Raw genomic sequence first — 21,208 nt, 5'->3', positions numbered from 1 at the left:
TTAATAAAACAAAAAGATTAACAGAATTAATTGTTAATCTTTTTGTCCTACTTTATTCTTATTCTTTTTTATAGCAGGAGTGATATGTATAAATCCCGATTCTAAAAGAGTTTTTCGTTTTGGTGTATTAAAGTCATATATAAAGTTAAAATCACTACTTGATGTTTTATCGCTTACCTTATTTTTTATACCATCATTATCAATAATAAACTCATTTGTTTCTTTGTTTCATCAAATAATATAACCCATATTTGGTCTCTCATTTAATGTTTCTGCTCCACCACCTTTTTGCAATGGATATAATTCTTTTTCATATAAATTTAATTTTTCGTTAAATTTTCATTTGTTTGTATTTTCTTGAATCCCGACTTTTTTAAAACTTAAATTGTCTATGTTTTTAGCATAAATATGTATATATTCATGACAAGAAGCAACGTTATTTTTATCACTTCTTCCTCCAAAGTTATTTACTCATATACATGATGCTACAAAATTATTTTCACCAAAAATTTCATCCATTAAAATTTTCAAATATGCTTGTTGGTTATCATCGATTGAAACAAAAATAACTCCATCATCTTTGAGAAGTTCTCTTGCCATACGAAGTCGTTCGTTCATCATATTTAATCAACCGTTTCTAGTATATTTATCACGGTAAATTAAAGTTTTGTTTTTCTTGTTTTCAGTATCATCTGCAACATTATTTCCATCTGATGCAGATCTTTCAGTGTTGTAAGGAGGATCGATATAAATTACATCATATTTATAATCTAACCCCGCTCTCTCTCTCTCTCTCTATGAGTATTAGATTCTTTAATGCATCATAGTTTTCACCTATGATTAATGTGTTTTGGTCTTTTGGCAGTTTATCATCAAAATTAAATGATAATTTATCATCTTTTCTTAAGATAGCAATAGTTTTGCTATTGCTTTCGGGTGCTGCATCAAAGGTAAAACCTGTTTTTACCCTCTGTGCAATAAATTGAAAAATATATTGTATGTTATTTGGATTTGTGCAATTATCAATGATTTCTTTAGCAAGATCTTTTTGATCTTTATTAAATTCTGTCGGTGAAAGATCATCGATAATTTGTTTATATTGATTTTTTAGTATTTCTAAAGATTTAGTTTCTTTAGCAGTTAACTTAGTTTTGTTTTTTGTCATGATTCTCCTTACATATATTATGTAAATATTTTACTATGATCTCAAAGACTTTACTATATTTAAACTAAAAAGAAATTCATACAGAGAAAAGGAAAGAAAAATATAAAAATAAATACCTTTGAATGAATCAAAGGTATTATATATGGAAAATTAATCTCTAATAACTATATAGTTATCTGCTCACTTTTCAGGAAATGTTCCTTTTTTCATTATAATAGTAAAAAAGTCTATGATAAATGTAAAAATAAGCATTCTTCATATAGCTCTAAAAAGTCATAATTTTAACATTCTCCACTTCCATGACTATATGTAATATTAACAGCATTCATCACTAAATTTTGTTTACCTTGTATAAAATTAATTAGAAAAACTATTCCCATAATTCCAAAGGTTACCGTAACTAGTAAACTGCTTATAAAACGACTTTCTCATCTTCTTCAATATCCTGCAATTCTCATAATACCTGCTTTCCATATAGTAAACAAATTCTTTTCTTAAAGAATCAAATCAATATTACAAAAAAAACAAAGAAATTTAAAGAAAAACACAGAATATTTATGAAAAAATTATAAAAAGCAAACCCTTGAAAACCAAAGGCATGACTTATAAAATAAATTCCATTATAATTTAAAACTTTCTTTTAATTTTGATTTGATTATTTGTTTAATTTTTGATGATGCTATATCTTTTTCAATATTTATAAATGTATGATGTTCTTTAGAGTAAATTTTTAAATTCTTTGAAAGTAATTTACCTAGTTGCCTATTATTTAAATACTCAATATTTACAACTTTAAAAAACTCTTTGTTCTTCAATTCAATCGTTCTGCGATATCGTTCTGTTTGTAATTGGTGGTTTTTGCTTGCATATAAGCGATTTTTTCATATAAAGTCTATATCTTTTAAAACTACAAAGACTAAATCAATTTTTGGTTCCAAAGAAAGCAAAAACTTATATCAAGGATGATAGAAGTAGTTTCAAGCAAATTTTTGTCATTTAGTAAAATAATTTATCTTAATTAAACATTTTGGGAACAAGAAATCATCTATCATATGTCTATCTATTAAGGATTTATTGAAATTTTGCATCTGCTTGATTTGTATATATCGATCTTTAAAGAATATTTTTTGAGTTCTATATCCGTTTTTCTTCATATCATTCATATAATCTATGAAAATCTTTTCATCTTTTAGTCTTTCATCAATAATTTGGATGTTATTTTGATTTAAAAATTTTCTGAGATTATTGATAATACTGGATTTTCCACTTGCACCCATACCGACAAAAGCAATTGATAATCTTGATTCTTTTGATGTGATTAAGTATAAATATATAGATATGGATAAATATATAAAGTTAATAAATATCAAGGTTCAACTTAAAAAACCAATACCAGAGAAGAAAACAAAGCAGATGATGTTTTTAAAACATCAAATTATTCAATTTGATCGAAATCCAAACGCCATCATAATCAATGCGATAATAGATATTGCATTAAATATAGCAAGGATTGCAGATGCTGATGTTTTATACTTAAAATTAGAACTAAATTCGATGTAGTTTATCCTAAGCAATTTACTAATAAAATCATTGGTGTATGGGTTTAAAAAGTAAAATGATGTTGAAATTACTACAAAGATTATAAAGAATAATATCGCTGCATACGATGATAGTCTTAGTTCCCTAATCCTTTTATTGTTCTTATGAATCAGTATTTGTTTTATATAGATATAAAACAAAATAAAGATATAAAGAATTTGGATAAATCCATCTATAACTAATCCGTTTGTAAAAGAAAAGAAAAGATATAAAATAGCATTAGTAATAGCTAAAATATAAGCAATTTTCTTTCTTTTAGCAAACAAAATAATAGAGAAAACACCCAATATCCCAGAAAAAGCAACAAAAATATTAACTACCTTTTTCCAAGTATCTATATCCCTTTCTCAAATTCAAATTAGTGAATCTAAATCATATAAAGAAAGAAAAATTAATAATGCAGAAATGATAGTTAATAATAAGATTTCGTATTTTAATCTTCTTGTTATTATAAACCTCTATTAAAATTTGTGACTTTTTGTAAGAAGCTTTGGTTGATGTGGATTTGAAATATCATAAATTCCACTACTGCTGTAACCATCAATCTTTTTAACTTGAAAATTAGTTCCGTTTAAATTTCATGAAGTACGATCTGCTCTTAATGAGTTGTTATTCACATTAGCAACTGTAAGATTTGTATATGCATCGGTTCCACCTAATGATTCTGGTGTAATATGTTCGATATTTCATCCAAAGACTGATTTTTTACCATATTCATCAAAATGAACAATAGTTCCTGCATAATCTTTTCCTGTATTACTATCACCAAATTGTAATCTTCATAATTTTTCTGCTTTTGTTGTCATAATATCTCCTTTGTAAAATGTTTAAATATTAAAATGTATAAACCTTATAAAAATAAACTATTTATTTTTTAGGGTTGTTGTTTCCACGACCACCACCAGATGGGTTTCCGGTTTTTGATGGTAATCCAGCACGATTTGGATCGTTATCTGGTCTGTTATTTCCTTTGTTTCCAGGCATAAAACCTCCTATTTATAATTAAAAATTTTTTTGCATAATAAGCATTTATACTTTTTTATTCTACAAAAAAAAAAAAAAAAACAAAGCAACTCAAGCATTTGAGTGCTAAATTTTGTAATTCGTTTCATATATTTTCATAAATTGCTATTTGGTGTTAAAATAGTGATTTTGTAAGTCTTATACATTTTCAAAATAATTTATGTTTTTAACATTTATTTACTGCTTTAAAAGTTTCTTAATAAGTTCTGAAACCACTGTAACATTTATGCTATTTCCTAGTTGTTTATATGCTTTTTGATCATTTTGATGTAATTTAAAATTTTCTGGAAAACTTTGTAATCTTGCACATTCTCTTGGTGTTAGTCTTCTTTTGTATTTACCTATTATCGGAATGTGAACCATCGCGACTAATGCAGGGAATACATCAGGTTTTTTAACCCTTATACCAGAAGGACGAAATTGAATGATTCCTTCTCAGATGTTGTTGATTTTATCCCCTGCTTGTCATTCAAATTTTTGATGAGTTTTCCTAAAGTGTGAAATATCTTTTGATATTCATTTGTCGATAAAAGCTTTGTTTTGATTATATAGTTTTTGATTTTTTCTAATAATATCTTGTTTTCATTTCGGAAATAAAGGATCGACATCGTTGTTATTTAAATATTCAATATAAACAGGAAAACCAATAACTTTTTGATTTATATTTAAATAAAAATCATTTCAAAAATTTAGTACTTCTTCATCATATTCACTAATATGATATTTTGAATTATCAATATTTTTATCCAAAATATCATTAACAGAATTTGCATCTTTTTTTATTAAATTATGAAATGAGATATTTAAAGGAACATCTTTGTTTTTTGGGTCATATTTACCTAGTATATAGACACGTTCGCGAATTTGCGGGATGCCAAATTGGTGCGGGCTTAGTATGAGAGGATTTTTAGTTAATCTATAACCTAATTTATATAGATTTTCTTGAATAATTTTTCATGTCCTACCACCATCGTGACTAATAAGATTACGAACATTTTCTAATAAGATGTATTTTGTTTTAGTATGTTTTAAAATTCTTTCAATTTGGAAAAACAAGGTACCTCTTGTATCGTTTAAACCTTCTTGTTTACCTGCTTTTGAGAAAGCCTGACAAGGAAATCCAGCGAATAAAATATCGTGTTGTGGAATCGAATCCACTTTTATATTAACAACATCTAGATTCGAATCAAGATGGTAATTATCATAATAAGCAGCAACACATTCTTTATCTATTTCAGATGCAAGAACACAAATTGAATCCTTATCAACAATTTTCATCGCTTGATGAAAACCACCGATACCAGCAAACAAATCGACAAATTTCATTTTATTTCCTTTCTACATCAAATGAATATATAATAAAGTTATCTATAGCATTTTTATTGATTGAATATTTAGGTTTTCTTAAACTACCATCAGGTTGTTTACCTTGTTTAAATAAGTTGAACACATATTTGATATTTATCTTATTTACTTCTAGAATATACATCTTCTTAAACTTTATAGAATGTTTCATTCTGTTGATATAACTTAATGAAGAAATATCTTGTTGTTCGGAGATAAAATCATCAATTTGTTTGATATTTCTATGTTGTTTTAAATTGTTTCAAAACCGAGTAGTTTGATAATTTGTGTTACTATCTTTATCTTTTAATGAACTATGTTCATAAATTAGGTATCATAATTTATTGTGTTTTATTAAAGCATCATTGATGTGTTCTATATCATTTCCAATAATTTGTATGTTATTTTCATCGCTTGATTTTAAATCACCATAAAAATCATCATTTTTAAAATATAAATCAAAATCCAAAAATTCTTTTTTATTTATGTTTTCTGAATTAGTATATACAATATTATATATCTTATTATCTTTAATGAATTTTTCAAATAAATATTCTAAATATCAACCACTTCATTCTACTTGAAATGTGTTTTTAAAGTTTGCACAAAACATCTGTTTATATGCATCAATACCTTTAATTTGTATATTTCATTTTAAAGAAAGATTAAATAAATTTATTTGATTTATTAATGATGGATTATTATTTATTCGTTTGTTCAAATAATCTTTAATTTTATCGCTTCTGATTACAGTTATTTTATTGTTATTTTTATCATATTTTTCAAATATTCCATACAACAACCCCTGACTTAAATCATTTATATATACATGTGCTGATGAATTATTCATTTTCTTGTTTATATAAGTTTTTGTATCAAAAGAAACAAATATGATATTTGTATTATATTTGTATATACCAAGAATAAAGGTATTTTTGTTGGTATTTATCACATCCTTATATCAAGATTTTAGTTGAATTCTCTTTTTATAAATGGGATGTTGTCCATTCCCACCTAAATAAGTTATATTAGCAATAAGAAGAAAAATGTCTGTGTTATTTAAACTGGAATATTTGAAAAATTTAGCATTTTTATTACATTTTTCTATCTTTATTTTGTTATCTAGCAAATTATTAAGTAGCTGAAATTTTTCATCATAACTTAATATTTGATCCAAATCGACACAAACAGAATTATCAATATTTAATTGTTCACTTTTTAGATTCATCATTCTCCAATAAGTTGATTAAATTATATTTTTATATAAACATTTCAATGCATTTTTGTAAATATTAAAAAGATAAAACAGGATATAAAGTATTTCAAGGTTTTATATATAATATAAATATGAAAAATATAATTAATGTAAAAATAGAGATTCAAAAGAATTCTGCGATAAAATATGAATATAATCGAAAAACCAAGCAACTAGAAGTTGATAGAATTTTACGTAACGATTTTGTTTATCCATGCAATTATGGATTTGTCCCAGATGCTCTAGATTGAGATGGAGATGAATTAGATGTATTATTATATTCACCTGAGACATTTATTCCTGGTGTTTCGTTGAAAGCTCGCATTATTGGAGCGATGAAAATGATTGATGATGGAGAAACCGATACAAAATTAATTGCTGTACATGCTGATGATTATCGTTTAGATAACATAAAAACCTTAAAAGATTTGCCGGCACCATTTTTAGATACTGTAAAAACCTTCTTTTCAACATATAAAAACTGAAAAAGACCTAATATTACTGAGATTTCTGGATTTGAAGATGTTGATTGAGCATTATCAGAATACCAAGAATGCATTGAGTTAATGCAAAAATATGGACAAATGGATAAAAAAGAATTTATCAAAAAGATGCAAAAAGAACATCCTGATAAATATAAATAAATAAGTTTATTCGCTTATTTAATATAAAAATGATTTTATTTTCATAATTTTGCAATTTTGAAACAAGAAATTTGTTTATATCATAGTTAAATACAAATAAAAACTGAAAAATTCTATAAAATTTATACATATATAAATAGGAGATTTAAAATAATATGACAAAAAAATTTAAGAAATTTTTAATTGGGTTTGGAACACCGATTGCTGCTACAACTGCATTGATTGCAGCATCATGTGGAACAAAGACTCAAAACCAAAATAAGGAAGTTCTTGATATTCCTAATCCAAGCAATTACATTAATCCAAATGAACGTGTTGCTACAATTACTAAAGATAACACATTTACATTACCAGATAGTATGGTAGGAACTAAAATATATGTTATTACTGACACAGGACATGTAACTGATAAATCATTTAACCAATCACAATGAGAAGCGGCATTAACCATTTTAGATCAAACAAGAAAAGATGGAAAAAATCAACTTGAAGTAAAATCAGGTGAACCAAGAGAAGGTAAATATGACGATTCATATAGAGCTGCTTTAACATCGGGAGCAAAAATTTGAGTTCTTTCAGGATTTACCCATATTGATCACATTAAAAACTTTATTCAACAAAATAATGCTGCATTAAAACAAAAAGGAGTAAAAATATTTAATGTGGATTTTGCATTAAATCCAACTGAACTTAATTATCCTGATATTTATAATATTAACTTTAATGTAAACGAAGCATCATGAATGGCTGGTTATGCATTAGCTAAATATGTTGCAGAAAATGAAGTTGATAAAAAACTTTCATCATTTGGTGGTGGAGCATTTCACGGTGTAACCGACTATATTACTGGATATCTAAAAGGTATTTTAGAATGAAACAAAGAAAATCCAAGCAAAAAAGTTACTCATGAAGCAGTTAGATTAGATTCAGGGTTTCAACCCGGACCTCAAATGGACCCAGTTATTACATCTGCATTAGCTTCTAACCCAGTATTAATTTACCCAGTAGCTGGACCTGCTACAAAAGCGACATTAGATAAGCTTAATCAAAACAACCAATCTACATATATTGTAGGAGTGGATGTTGACCAAGGTAAATCACTTTCTGCACCTGATAGATTCTTAACATCAGTGCTTAAAAATATGGCTCAAGCTGTTTATGATTCAATTTTAGAAAAAGCATTTGGTGATACTAAAAAACCTGTATTCAGGGACAAGAACAGTGTAAAAGGTGACTTTGCTGAAGGTTGAGTTGGTTTGGCACCATCTACATTAAAAAACACAACAAACAGAGAAAAAATGAATGAAGCTATAACAGCAGCAGAAACCAAATTTAGATCATTAACAGCAGATCAAAAAGCATTTATCGATTCAAATAAAGCAACTACTGATGGAACAGCATATACAGATGATCAATTAGCTAATTTAATTAATGAACTTGTTGAAGGAGTAAACAAATAATTAGTTTTATCAAAACACATCATATTTGATGTGTTTTCTATCATTATGTCATTAAAGGAGTAAGATGGAAAAACACGCAATAGAATTTATTGATATTTGTAAATCCTTTGGTGAAATAAAAGCAAATCAAAATATTTCATTTAAAGTTAAAAAAGGTACGATTCATGCCTTAATAGGAGAAAACGGTGCCGGAAAAAGTACTTTAATGTCTATTTTATTTGGACTTTACGAACCTGATAAAGGAATAATTAAAGTTAATGATAAAGAAGTTTCAATAGATGGACCAAATGAAGCAAATCGCCTTGGAATTGGTATGGTGCATCAACACTTTAAATTAGTAGATGTATATACAAATCTAGAAAACATCGTTTTAGGTAGTGAAGATAATAACAAACACACCCGAATCATTGATTTTAAACCCGCAATAAAGAAAATAAAAGCAATTCAAGAATCATTTAATTTATACTTTGATTTAAATAAAGTTACTGGAACTGAAACGGTTGCTACTCAACAAAAAGTTGAAATTATGAAGATGCTTTATCGTGATTCAGATATTTTAATTTTTGATGAACCAACTGCCGTATTAACAGACCAAGAAATTCAAGGGTTGTTAGAAACGTTTAAACTATTTCGTAGTCAAGGAAAGACAATTCTATTTATTTCACATAAATTAGGCGAAATAAAGGAAGTTTCTGATAATGCTACCGTCCTGCGTTTAGGAAAAGTAACTGGTGACTTTGCTGTTAAAGATGCATCAATAGAAGAAATGGCTTCAAGAATGGTGGGAGGAGATGTTGAGATCACCAGAAACGAATATTCTGATACCACCAAAAATCCTGTTGTATTAAGCATTCAAAATGTTTCAACCCAAGGAGATAAACCACTTAAAAATGTTTCATTAGATGTTAAATCTGGTGAAATACTAGCAATTGCTGGAGTTGAAGGGAACGGACAATTAGATTTAGAATATGTTGTTAGTGGAATGAAAAAGCCGATATCTGGTGATATTTTACTAGCACAAACTCAGTTATCACAAAAACGTGTTAAAGAGATAGCAAGAGCAAATAAATTTAAAAACATCGGATTGTTTGTTTTAAGTTTATTGATGCTAATAGTCGGAATTGTATTAATAGCAGTACCAAAGCAAGTATCAGAACAATTTACATTTAGAATTTTAGGTGGCATATTCATTTTTGGATTTGTATTATTATTAGGGATATTCTTTAAATTGATACTTGGAATTCAAATCAAACATGTAATAAATAAATTCCGTTTAAATGGGTTAAATAAAATGAAACTACCATTTCAAAAACTAGCAACCTGATCTTTTTCAAGTATGATAATAATGTTTCTTTTCACCTTAATATTTGTAGGATTGTTATTTAAATATAAAACTGTAGCATTAATTGTTTTATTAATGATATCGATTATTTGTTTTGTAGCATTCGGATTAATTGTTTTACATTCATTTTGATATTCAACAATTTACGGAAAGTTTAAAAACAAAAAAAACGAACTTTTAAGTGCTCATCTTATAGGATTATTATCGTTAATAGCATTGATTGATTTTGTTTTCTCATTAATCATTAGAAGTTCAACTTTATTAGTATTTCAAAGTTTAGTAATCGTTTTTAGTAGTATCTTTTTAATCGGTTTGCTTATATATATGTTTTTTGTATTTAAACAAAACCAGGCTAAATTTATGATTAAAAAAGACACTACTGAAAATATTTCACTTACTGATTATGGAGTAAAAAACATATCACGTTTAGGTGTTACATTTATACCAAGTGACAGACACAAACACGGACTTGTTTTAGATTATAACATCAAAAATAATACAATATTAAGACGTTTATGAGATAGTGAATATGTGAGATTTGGTATCTTAAGAGATATGAATATTAAAAAAGAAAACAACCTAATTACAACTAAATATGATGTGCGTGGGACAAGAAGTGGTCTGTCACAAGCAAGACAATTATCTGGTGGAAACCAACAAAAATTTATTGTTGGTCGTGAAATGAATACTCCACATGATTTTATTTTAATTGTTCAACCTACCCGTGGTTTAGATGTTGGAGCAATTAAAAACATTCATGAACAAATTTTATTAGAAAAGAAAAACGGAAAGGCAATCTTATTAATTTCATATGAACTTGATGAAGTCCTTGCTCTTGCTGATAAAATTGCTGTAATTAACAGTGGAGAAATATTAGCAGTAAAACAAGCTCAAGATTTAACCAGAACCGAAATTGGTATATATATGGCACATAAAAAAGAAGGAGGTGTAAATGCATAAATATGCAGATAGTAAATTTGCTTCATTTATGGAATCAACTCGACGATTCTTTATGTTTGAAGAAAAGAAAAACACTCGAACAAAAATTTATTCATCCTTATGAGCTATATTTTTTGGTTTACTAATTGCTTCAGTCTTCTATATGATTTTAGGGAGATCTGGTCAAAATGGTCGACAAACAGGACTTTTCACATTTATAACATATGTATTTACTTTTGCTTTTGATTCATTAAACCAAAAATATTTATTGCTTTATTTAATTTTCTTCGGTTTTGCCGGAATAGGTGTTTCCATCGGATTTAAGTCAGGATTGTTTAATATTGGTGCTGCAAACCAGATGACAACACCAGCAATTATCTTTTTTGCTGTATTGATTCTTTCAAGAACACCCGTTAATAAAATAAGTGTTTCATACCTTGTGATAATGCTATTTATCTTTGTTATAGTTGCATTTATTATGGGTGCTTTATCAGGGCTTTTAAAAGCATATTTAAATGTACATGAAGTAATTTCAACCATCTTTTTTAACTGAATTATCGCTTACTTAGCACAATATTTATTTAAAAAGGATAACGGTGCATTTGGAACTGGTTTAGAACCTTGATTTGATCAAATCCAAGGAACAACACAAATATTCATTAGTGAAACAGTTACATATAACTTTATTTATGCAGGACTAGTTTTATTAGGGTTTTTTGCAGTTTTAATCTGATATATTTATGCAAAAACATCAATTGGTTATAAAATCAAAATGGTTGGTTTAAATAAAACTAATGCAAAATATGTAGGTATAAATGAAAAAATGCTGACTGTAATGGTGATGGGATTGTCGGGAGCATTCATAGGATTTGCGGGATTTTATTACATAGTCTTACAACGTAATTCCTTAGAAGCATCAAATTCCCCAATAGTCATCGGATTTGATTCGATTGCTATCGCCTTGATTGCTTTAAATTCCCCAATAGGAGTCATTTTATCTGCATTTTTATACTCACTGCTATATACATCAGAAACTTTCTTTCAAGCTATTCCACAAGGAAGCGAAGCAATTCGTGAAGAATTCTTTATGCTAATTTATGGAATTATTATCTTCATCGCTTCGCTGTCACTAATCTTTTATAAATTTAAACCGTTTCGGTGATTGTTTAAACAAAGTTATCTGATTACGAATAAAGTGTACTGGAAAGAATTTAAAAAATACTATCAACAAAAATTTAGTATTTTTGTTCCGAATCGCTTTAAATTAGTAAATAAATGATTTGAAGGTCAAAAACTCAAACGAGCTTTTGCTAAAACCGAAAAAGATTACCAAAATAATGTAGCCCAAAGGATTATTGCTTCAAAAGACTTTAGCAACGAACAACTGATGCAGATGTATGATGAGTTATCAAAAATTAAATTTCAACATAATGCCCAAAAAGAAGTTGCAGGATTAAATATTTATCGAGACTTACTTGGAAAACATAAAAATGAAGCAAAAATGTTAAAAAACAATTTTAAACATTTTCAAGAAGAACTGTTTTTAACATTTATTAAGAAAATAAAAGATAAATACTTTAAGACCTTTAAAATCAAAGAGGAGGTTGCATAATGGAAATTATTATTAGTCATGGTGCATTCTTTCTTTGTATCTTGTTATTAGGAACAATTTCTGGTATTTTCTCCGAACGTGCTGGGATAGTTAACATTGCAATTAATGGATTTATGGTGTTTGGTGCTTCTGTATATGCTGTTTATAGCACAATATTTACTGAAGTAATTAAAACCAACAATGTTTGAACTAATATTCCTTTAGTATTTCTTTCTTCAATTACAACTTTGTTGCTCTCGTTCCTATTCGGGTTTGCTGTTATAAAGTTAAAAGCAGACCAAACCGTTGTAGGATTTGCAATTAATATACTTGCTGGTGGAATTGGTGCTTTAATCGTGTATCTGCTTGCTTCAAAAGTATATGCAGGACAATATGTAGAGTTTAAAAACCGTTTTGAACTAGCATTAGATACCAATGAAAACAAGTATGGGAATATACTTTCGCTAAAGGTTGTTTTAACCGTTGTAATCACATTTTTAGCCTGATTTGCCTTGCGTAAAACCAAATGAGGACTTAGATTTAGAGCGATAGGAGAAAATCCACAAGCAGCTGATGTAGCTGGAATTAATGTTAATCGCATGAAATGACAAGGGTTAATGATTGTAGGGTTAATTTCAGGTGTTGCTGGTTCAATCTTTATTCAATCGAGTCGACTCACCGAGTTTTCACTGACTAAGGATGTTTCTGGTTTTGGTTTCATCGCATTAGCAATTATGATAACTTCAAGATGAAAGGTATCAATTTCAATTATAGTATCGCTATTCTTCTCAATTCTACTTTCCATTTCATTTTATGGAGCGATCTCATTCGGGGAAGGATTCCGTCGTTATAAAGACTTGTTCCAAATCTTACCTTATATTGTAACTTTAATAGTCTTAGTTGCTACAAGTCGCAATACATATGGACCTGCCGCAGCAGGAATCCCGTATGATAAATCAAAACGATAAACAAAACAAAAAGAGCATCTGCTCTTCTAAAACACAATTTAAAAAGCTACACAATAACTTAATTTTTATAGTGTAGCTTTTTATATTGCATTTAGGCATCGCAGATGCGAAGTTTTAAATTATTGATTTGATTTTTTCTTCTTGTTTTTAAATCAAGTATATCCAAAGGTTGCTATACCAAGAACAAATGCTAATACAGCGATTACAATACCAGCGATTGCTCCACCAGTAAGTCCAGTATATTTTTCAACAGTTTTTGATGTTTGTGTATTTTTATTATCTTGTGGATTTTGGTCTTTTGGTTTGTTTTCGGAAGTAGGTGGAGTGATTGTTGATCCACTATTGCCTCCTTCTTGTGGTTTTGAACCTTCGGTATTTGATGGGTTATTAGTGCTTCCGCCTTGCTCTGGTTTTTGAGTATCATTATCACCATTTTCTGGTGTATCTGGCTGAGCAGGTAAGGTTGGTTTTGGACTTAATAGTTGTAACACTTTTGATTTAAAGTTTGCTAATTCATTTTCGGTTTTAGCTTCCTTAACTTCTTGCTCTAAGTCTGCTTTGAGTTTTTCGTTTGTTAGTTTATCTAATAAACGTTTGATGCTATTAGATAAAACTTCTTTATTTTTCTTGCTTTGTTGCACTTTATCATTAATTGCATTAATGATTTTAACTAATGCAGCAGTATCTTTTGCTTTTGCAAGTTGATCTTTAAATTCTTGTTGAACATCTGAATCTAGACCTTCGGTCAATGTGACAGCTTGTTTTTTAGCAGTTTCAAGTTTAGTTGGTGAAATCGCTAACATACTTTGTGCATCTTGAATTTGTTTTACATATTTTTGGATATCTGATGCAGTTAACATCGATGGATCGTGATTGATTGTTTTAATTTGATTGATTGCATCAAGATATGTTTGGTATGATGCATCGGTATAGATTTCATCAGTATTAGCAAGTGGTGTTAATAAATTATCTAATGAAGCAACTAATTCATCTTTTTGAGTTTGTGCATCTTCATTAGCACGATTCATTCGATCTAAAGCTTTTTGTAAATCTTCTAACTTAGCATCTTTGTTGTTTAAAGTTGCCTGTCATTGATCAATTTGTTTTTGTAATTGTTGTGATTGTTGTGGGAATTTTAGAGCGTTTTCAGCAATAAATGTTTTTGCTTTAGTAATTGCATCTGCAAGGTTTGTATATGTGGTTCCTAAATCATTTGGTTTTAGTTCTTCAACTTTGGTAGCAACTTGGGCATTAAGTTTAACAAAATCATCGATAGTAGCAGTTCCATCCTTGATTTTTGCTTCAAGTGCTTTTTTAGTTTCTTGTAGTTGTGCATAAGTTTGCGGATCATAGTGATTTGCATTCAGATTATCAAGTTCTTTGATATTAAATTCAGCTACTTGTTGGTTATATGTAGAATATTTTAATCCTTGTTTAGCTGCATCCAGCTGCGATTTTAATTCATTAAAATCATCATTTGAATATTTTGATGGATTAGTAGCCATTTGTTTCACTTGATCTAATAAGAATTGATATTTAGCATAGTTGGCATCTTGAATGTATGATTGATTAGAATATGCAGTGTTGATGATGTTATTTAAGGTTGCAACATTCGCTGTCAAAACTGCTGGTGTTCCTGCTTTAGCGGCATCAACAGCAACTTTAAGTTGATGAAGTGAACGATCAGTTAATGCAACATTTTCAGCAGCCATCGCATCAATTGATGTCTTTATTTTATCAAAACGAGTTTTAGAATCTTGAGTTCAATCATTATATCCAGTTGGAGCGGTTGCTAAAGATTCTTTTAGGGTTGCTAAGGTTGGTTTATTTGTTTGATCTCCGCTGTCTTGAGTTTCTCGTGGAGATGGAGAAATTTCATAAATTAAAGGTTTTTTATCTGTTCAATTAATTTGGAATCCTACTAGTTTTTTAGTATTATCTGAGTTTTTAAGTGAAAAACTCAGTGCTTCAAGGTTTAAGGTTCCTAATTTAGTAATTTCTTCTTTATTGGTAGTTGTATTATATCAGATTGCATTAAATGTTGCATCTTGTGCGCTACCATCAGAAAAGACATTAACATCTTTATCATTATATGTTTGTGGATTGATATAGAATTTTAAATTTCCATTATTTTGAGCAGGTGTTCAGTATGTATAATAATCACCATCTACAAAGTATTTAGGTGAATTAATCTTTAAAGTAGATTCATAATTAGTGCCTGAAAATCTTGCATCAGAATGTGGTACATTATCTCATTTATCATTTACTACAATTTCATTAATTGTTACACCACGATTTTTATTATGTGATGTTCCTTGTAATAAGTCATTTATATCTTTGGTAAATACAATTTTTACATATCTAATATTTTTGTTATTTAATGCAGCAATCTTGCTAGCATCTGCTTCAAAATAGGTAAAGTTGTTGCGTTGAGGATCAACTTTAACCATATAATTTAATCTCTGATCTGATAGAGTGTTATCAAAAAGATATTGAAAATCTTTGACTGCTTCAAAGGTGGTTGGTCCTGTTACAGTGGTAGATGAATCAGATGTAGCTTGTTTGTTCCCTGAATAAAATATTTCATCTCAGTTATTTGTTTCGTTGCTATTTGTTTCTGAAACATATATCTTAAAGAATCGTGGATAATCAGATGTGTTGGGATCTACATAAAGTTTAAGGGATTGAAGTGTAGTAGGCTTACCTAAATCATATAAAATATAATCATTTGCTTTTGGTCATCCTTTAAAATTATCAGATGTAGTATAATCCCCGTCTAATGCAGAATCTGAATAACGAGTATCATTACCTCAACCATTAATAATTTGCACATTTGAACCAAGCAATGTACCAAATGATTTAGGTTTTTGAACACTTACATCTAAATTTGAAAAAGAAGGTGTTTGATTTGTTGCTCTTTTAACACGGATATAACGAGCAAACTTATTAGTATCATCAAGTGTTCCTGTATATTGTGTTCATTCAATTCCGTTTCTTGATGTTTCTAAAACAACTTTGTTATCTAGTGTAGCATTTCCGTTAAACTTAATATTAGTAAGTTCATACATTCTTAATAAGTCTAATCCAACATATTTGTCATCATTTAAAGTAATTTGTGTTGTTTGAGTTTGTGAAGATGATGCAGTTGTAGAATTAGGGGTTGCTACAAACAAGTTAAATTCATTATTATTTAACTTCGTGGTAAATAAATTAGTTTTATTTGAATCATCTTTATCAGTATATAAAAACTGATTTGAAGGCCCGAAAAGATGTAATGAAACAAGATTTCAAGTTCCTGTTAGTGATGTATCTGTTGATCTAATTCTAAAAAATTGAGCACGAGCTTTACCACGGATAATTTGATATGCACCACTATGGATGTTACCAAATAATTTTCAAGTACCTGATGAAGAAGCACCTTCATCAGAAACTGTAGATGCATTTGAATCTCAATATTCTACCACCCCTGAATTTAATTTACTATTACCTTGTTCAATGACTACTGATGTAACTTCTGATTCATTTGTTAATTTAAATTGGATGTATTTGTTATTAGCAAAGTTATTTATATTAGTAGATAAATCAAAGATTGATTTTTGAACATTGGTTATATTTTTAAAATTAAATATTTGTTTATTCGATGAATCAGCACTGTTATGATTATGATTATCTTCTGAAATTGGTAAATTATCTGAAATTTTCCCGATTCTAGGTGCAGAATCAGTATTTACAACAAATTCATAAATTCTAAACCAAGCATTTCTCTGGGTGTTTGCAAGTTCTGTATCTACGATTCTAATTGCAGACACATTATCTTTATTTACACTAATATTTCATTTATTATTATCGGTAGTTGTAGTTAATGCTCCATCATTTAATGTGTAATCATTACTAGTTGAACTACTTGAATGTTCTGTATCTGCATCTTTTTGTAAATCATTTCAAACATCTTGTCCATAAAGTTGATATTGTACTTTAAAGGATTTAAAGTATTCATTGCCATTATTATTATTAGAACCAAATTTTACTTGTAAATCTTTAGCATGTATTGGTTTTTTAAATGAAACACCAAATCAATCACCTGTTTTTATTTTATTAGTTCCCCTACCATTATTTTTATAAACTAGTTGTCTTTGGTTTCCTAAGATAAAAATATCTGAAAGTGAAGCATTAGATGGATCTGACATTGAAGTAATGACACTAGGTTGGTTATCACTATCATCATCACCTACTGGTTGAACTTTATCAAGATATTTTGAAACTATATCTTGTAGATATGATTGCAGATTTTTCATTACATCTGCACCTACATTTAAGTTTTTAATAATCACTTGTCCATATTTTGGATCACCATATTTGTAAGTTGCAAAATTTTGTAAATAAGTTTGACCGATGTTATATAAATTAACTACTCGGTCTAAAACTGGAGCAACTTTTTGGTTTTCTAAATAAGCTAGCACATAATATTTATATGCTGAAAACATATCTTTAACTGCAGATAAGTAGTTATCTTTGATGTTTGCTAAAAATAATGAATTATCCTTGTTATCTTGTAGTAATTGAATTTCAGAAATAATATTTTCTAATTGTTCTAAATATGCATTCGCTTCAGTAGAATGATTACCTGTATATAAATCTAATTTTGAAAAATTAGTAGCTGCCTCTTTTAAAGGATCATCACCAAACACATTAATTTGTCCAGCATACTCAACTGATAAATATTTAGCAACATGTCGCAAAGCAATTGATGCTGGAGTATCAAGGAGTGTATTTGATGCAACCACTTTAAACGAATCGTAGTATAACTTTTTCTTTGCTTCATTTCGTGAATTTGAGTGTGTAGGTAAGATTTTTCAAGAGATGTTAGCTAAATCATAATATGAAAACAAAGAAAATTGTGGATGGATATTAACATCAGTTAATACCAATCCACTAAATTTATCTGGATTGATATTGTCACTGTTATTATTAGATAACTTAATTAAATCTTCTGCTCCACGAGTTAATATGGTATTTTGTAGTCAAGAATTATCTGCTAAATCAACTGAAAAAGTTTTGTGAAACACAGGTTTGATATTATATGAATCAGATGAATATCTATCAACTGTAAAAGCATCAATATATCTTTTTGATGCATCGTTAATTAAAAAAGGAATTACTTCGTGTGGTAAATTAGCATAATAAGGTAGATATCCCGTATTTAACGATGTGTGATTTGTATCAGTAAAATCAGAACCACCTTGACCATATTTACCTTCAAATAAAATTTGAGTGCTTAAATCTGGATAGGTTGTTTGTAACTGTTTTAATCAACTTACTAAATCATTAAATAACTGCGATACTTTTGTAGAATCTTCACCTGGTGATAACATTCCAATATGACGAACTCCACCATCTTTGATAACTTGTAATAGTTTTTCTTTAAGCAATCCTAAATCTTTTTGATATTCAGCATCGGTATATGTTTGCGAAGAATTTTTAGCATTAAAATCACCTAGTGCATCTAATGTATAAACAAAGTGAACGTGACTTTGTTTTGATGCTTCGGTGATATCTTTGAGATCTTTTAGTTCATCTGCTGTGTATAACACACTTCAACCAGGTTTGCTATCAATTTGATTGCGATTTGATTTATTTTCTCCTAAGATTTTTTGATCTGGGTTTCAGATGTAGGTATTAAGTTTATAAAACGATGCAAAATTTATTAAGTTAATAATATCTTGCTTACTTTGAGTTGGAGCATATGAATATAATTTTCACGAATCCATCATTCCACGCATTTTAATATCAGCATAGTCATTAATGGTGAAGTCTTCTATTTTATATCCATCAAGTTGTTGAAAGATATGTCACAAAGTAGTAGCACCAAAATAAGCAGCATCAGAATCTTTGGCTAAAAGTTCAATATAGTTATCTTGTGTTTTAATTACATATGAATCGTTTTTAGCAAAATTAGAAGCATTAAAATCATTTGATGAATCAATTTTTTTAATTTGATCATCAACTAAGGTGTCACTATCACCTTGTATTCCTACGAGAATATTAGTTTTCCCTTCTACTATATTTCTTGATTCTGAAGATGTAATATTTCTAAATGCTAATGCAGCCTTTAGACGATTTTTAGTTGCTTGATCAATATTAGATTCATAAACTAAATTAACATCTCTAGAAATCAAGGATGTTTTATTCAAATAAGTAATAGATTGAACTTCTGGTGCAATATCATAGTGTCTTGCAGAAGTTGTATCTTGATTTTGTGCTGTAGTAGTTGTTGCTGAAACAGCAATAACACCAATTGATGATGCACCTAAAATCAAATGTTTTAATTTTTTATATTGTTTCATATAATATATTATAAATTAAAACCAAAAAAAAAAAAAAAAAAACGGTTTTTAAAGTAGTAAAGTAGGATATTGGGAGATACCACGCCTACATCCTACATTAAATGAGTTTTTAGGGTTAATGATTTTGTAAGTTTAAAATTATTTTTGCTTTTGTTAAGTTAATATTGTAAATTTATCATCGAAAAATAATTTGTGGTTATACAAAAAAACTACACAATAACCTAATTTTTATAGTGTAGCTTTTAGATTGCATTTTGACTCAAATGAGCATCTGCTCTTTTGTGCTTTCTAAACTTCCTTAGATAATTTAACAAGCATAGAAAAAGTTTTTGATTCGTTGATTGCTAATTCTGAAAGCATCTTACGGTTGATTGTAACATTTGCTTTTTTAAGTCCGTTAATAAATCTTGAGTAACTAAGTCCTTCTGCTCTGGTTGCTGCATTAATACGTGCAATTCATAGTTTACGGAAATTTCTCTTTACTTGTTTACGGTCTCTAAATGCATATGTTCATGATTTTATAACTGCTTGTTTTGCAACTTTATAACCGATTGATTTATGTCCAAAGTAACCTTTAGCTAATTTTATTCATTTTTTACGTCTTGCTCTTGTAACTGTTCCACCTTTAACTCTTGCCATATTTATTTTCCTTTCTTAGTTAATAAAATATCAAGCTGAAAGATTAAATCAATGATTTAAATCTTTTAAGGTCGCTTCTGTGCATAAGAGTTGATTTACGGGCTTGACGTTTTTGTTTGGTAGTTTTGTTTTGTGCTAAATGTGAACGGAAGGCTTGTTCTCTCATAACCTTACCTGTTCCGGTAACTTTAATACGTTTTTTTAATGCACTTTTAGTTTTCATCTTTGGCATTTGTTTCTCCTTCTATAGAACCTTGATGCTGAGCATTTAGGTTCTGTTCTTTTAAGTATTTAGCGATTTTTGTTTTATTTGGTTGGAGATTCATGTCTAAGAAACGTTCATTTACAAGTTTTGGTTCGGTTGTCTTATCAGCGATATCTTCGACCTTAGATAAAAACTTTCATAATATATTTTCACCTAAGTCTTTTCTACCTAATTCGCGTCCTCTAAGTTTTACAGAAACCTTAATACGATCACCTTTAAAAAGAAACTCGCGAGCTTTTTTTGCTTTGGTAGTTAAATCGTTTTCACCAATCATAGGAGTCAAACGGATTTCACGATTTTGAATGGTTGTTTGTTTTTCTTTAATAACCTTTTGTTTCTTTTTACGATCATATTTAAATTTTCCGTAATCTAAAATTCGAGCGATAGGTTTAGGTTCCACACTGATTAAAACTAAATCCATTTTTTCGTTTCTTGCTATTTCAATAGCTTCAGAAGTATATTTAACACCTAATTTCTCACCACCACTTCCGATTAAGAAAACTTTTGGAAATGGAATATCTTTGTTAACATAATGTTCTGAAGTAGGTTTTTTTCTTTTGTCGTGTATGATAATGTCTCCTTATAAAAAAGTTTGATTCGCTCTCCTACTTTAAAAGTATCAGAAGTTTG

Annotated in this window: 15 protein-coding genes; 5 read left to right on the top strand and 10 right to left on the bottom strand. The window is 28.5% G+C overall.

Annotated elements, in window-relative coordinates; all coding sequences use genetic code 4:
* Nucleotides 1-33 precede the first annotated feature (33 nt).
* The 6 genes from ACXYRR_RS02865 to ACXYRR_RS02840 form a co-directional block, all read right to left on the bottom strand.
* On the bottom strand, nt 34-747 hold the full coding sequence (locus ACXYRR_RS02865) for a DNA methyltransferase (protein WP_458597756.1): 714 nt from the start codon (nt 745-747) through the stop codon (nt 34-36).
* A gap of 16 nt (nt 748-763) precedes the next feature.
* Nucleotides 764-1,165, bottom strand: a complete 402-nt coding sequence (locus tag ACXYRR_RS02860) for a hypothetical protein (protein WP_458597751.1) — start codon at nt 1,163-1,165, stop codon at nt 764-766.
* A gap of 620 nt (nt 1,166-1,785) precedes the next feature.
* The gene (locus ACXYRR_RS02855) at nt 1,786-3,075 is read right to left on the bottom strand and encodes a nicotinamide mononucleotide transporter family protein (RefSeq protein ID WP_458597755.1); all 1,290 of its coding nucleotides are present in this window, start codon (nt 3,073-3,075) and stop codon (nt 1,786-1,788) included.
* A 150-nt stretch (nt 3,076-3,225) separates the two neighbouring features.
* Nucleotides 3,226-3,570, bottom strand: coding sequence for an HNH endonuclease domain-containing protein (locus ACXYRR_RS02850; protein ID WP_458597749.1), 345 nt, complete (start codon nt 3,568-3,570; stop codon nt 3,226-3,228).
* 394 nt (nt 3,571-3,964) lie between these two features.
* On the bottom strand, nt 3,965-5,113 hold the full coding sequence (locus ACXYRR_RS02845; protein WP_458597747.1) for a DNA cytosine methyltransferase: 1,149 nt from the start codon (nt 5,111-5,113) through the stop codon (nt 3,965-3,967).
* 1 nt (nt 5,114) lies between these two features.
* Nucleotides 5,115-6,359 carry a hypothetical protein gene (locus ACXYRR_RS02840; RefSeq protein ID WP_458597745.1) on the bottom strand — a complete coding sequence of 415 codons (1,245 nt, stop codon included), beginning with the start codon at nt 6,357-6,359 and terminating at the stop codon, nt 5,115-5,117.
* Between the two features lie 119 nt (nt 6,360-6,478).
* Between ACXYRR_RS02840 and ACXYRR_RS02835 the strand changes: the two genes are divergently transcribed.
* The 5 genes from ACXYRR_RS02835 (at nt 6,479) to ACXYRR_RS02815 (ending at nt 13,330) form a co-directional block, all read left to right on the top strand.
* On the top strand, nt 6,479-7,030 hold the full coding sequence (locus ACXYRR_RS02835; protein WP_458597743.1) for an inorganic diphosphatase: 552 nt from the start codon (nt 6,479-6,481) through the stop codon (nt 7,028-7,030).
* Nucleotides 7,031-7,185: 155 nt separating this feature from the next.
* Nucleotides 7,186-8,490, top strand: coding sequence for a BMP family ABC transporter substrate-binding protein (locus ACXYRR_RS02830; protein WP_458597741.1), 1,305 nt, complete (start codon nt 7,186-7,188; stop codon nt 8,488-8,490).
* Between the two features lie 64 nt (nt 8,491-8,554).
* Nucleotides 8,555-10,792, top strand: a complete 2,238-nt coding sequence (locus ACXYRR_RS02825; RefSeq protein ID WP_458597739.1) for an ATP-binding cassette domain-containing protein — start codon at nt 8,555-8,557, stop codon at nt 10,790-10,792.
* On the top strand, nt 10,785-12,383 hold the full coding sequence (locus tag ACXYRR_RS02820) for an ABC transporter permease (protein WP_458597737.1): 1,599 nt from the start codon (nt 10,785-10,787) through the stop codon (nt 12,381-12,383). The genes ACXYRR_RS02825 and ACXYRR_RS02820 overlap by 8 nt, the downstream gene beginning before the upstream one ends.
* Entirely contained in the window at nt 12,383-13,330 is a 948-nt protein-coding gene (locus tag ACXYRR_RS02815) for an ABC transporter permease (protein WP_458597735.1), read from the top strand. The genes ACXYRR_RS02820 and ACXYRR_RS02815 overlap by 1 nt, the downstream gene beginning before the upstream one ends.
* A 119-nt stretch (nt 13,331-13,449) precedes the next feature.
* On the opposite strand, the gene ACXYRR_RS02810 is transcribed toward ACXYRR_RS02815, so the two are convergent.
* The 4 genes from ACXYRR_RS02810 to infC all read right to left on the bottom strand — a co-directional run bounded on the left by ACXYRR_RS02810 (nt 13,450) and on the right by infC (nt 21,146).
* Nucleotides 13,450-19,674: a glycoside hydrolase family 20 zincin-like fold domain-containing protein gene (locus ACXYRR_RS02810; protein ID WP_458597733.1), complete on the bottom strand. Its 6,225-nt coding sequence runs from the start codon at nt 19,672-19,674 to the stop codon at nt 13,450-13,452.
* A gap of 288 nt (nt 19,675-19,962) precedes the next feature.
* Nucleotides 19,963-20,313: a 50S ribosomal protein L20 gene (gene rplT / locus ACXYRR_RS02805; protein WP_458597731.1), complete on the bottom strand. Its 351-nt coding sequence runs from the start codon at nt 20,311-20,313 to the stop codon at nt 19,963-19,965.
* 43 nt (nt 20,314-20,356) lie between these two features.
* Complete coding sequence (rpmI, locus tag ACXYRR_RS02800) at nt 20,357-20,545, bottom strand: 50S ribosomal protein L35 (RefSeq protein ID WP_435129700.1); 189 nt, start codon at nt 20,543-20,545, stop codon at nt 20,357-20,359.
* Nucleotides 20,526-21,146 (bottom strand): translation initiation factor IF-3, encoded by a 621-nt coding sequence (infC, locus tag ACXYRR_RS02795; protein ID WP_458597753.1) that lies wholly within the window; start codon nt 21,144-21,146, stop codon nt 20,526-20,528. Before infC ends, rpmI begins: the two co-directional genes overlap by 20 nt.
* Between the last annotated feature and the right edge of the window lie 62 nt (nt 21,147-21,208).

The sequence above is a fragment of the Mycoplasma sp. 246B genome (assembly GCF_054353935.1).
The sequence above is the reverse complement of the archived record's forward strand: the minus strand, read 5'-3'. Positions and strand labels throughout refer to the sequence as shown.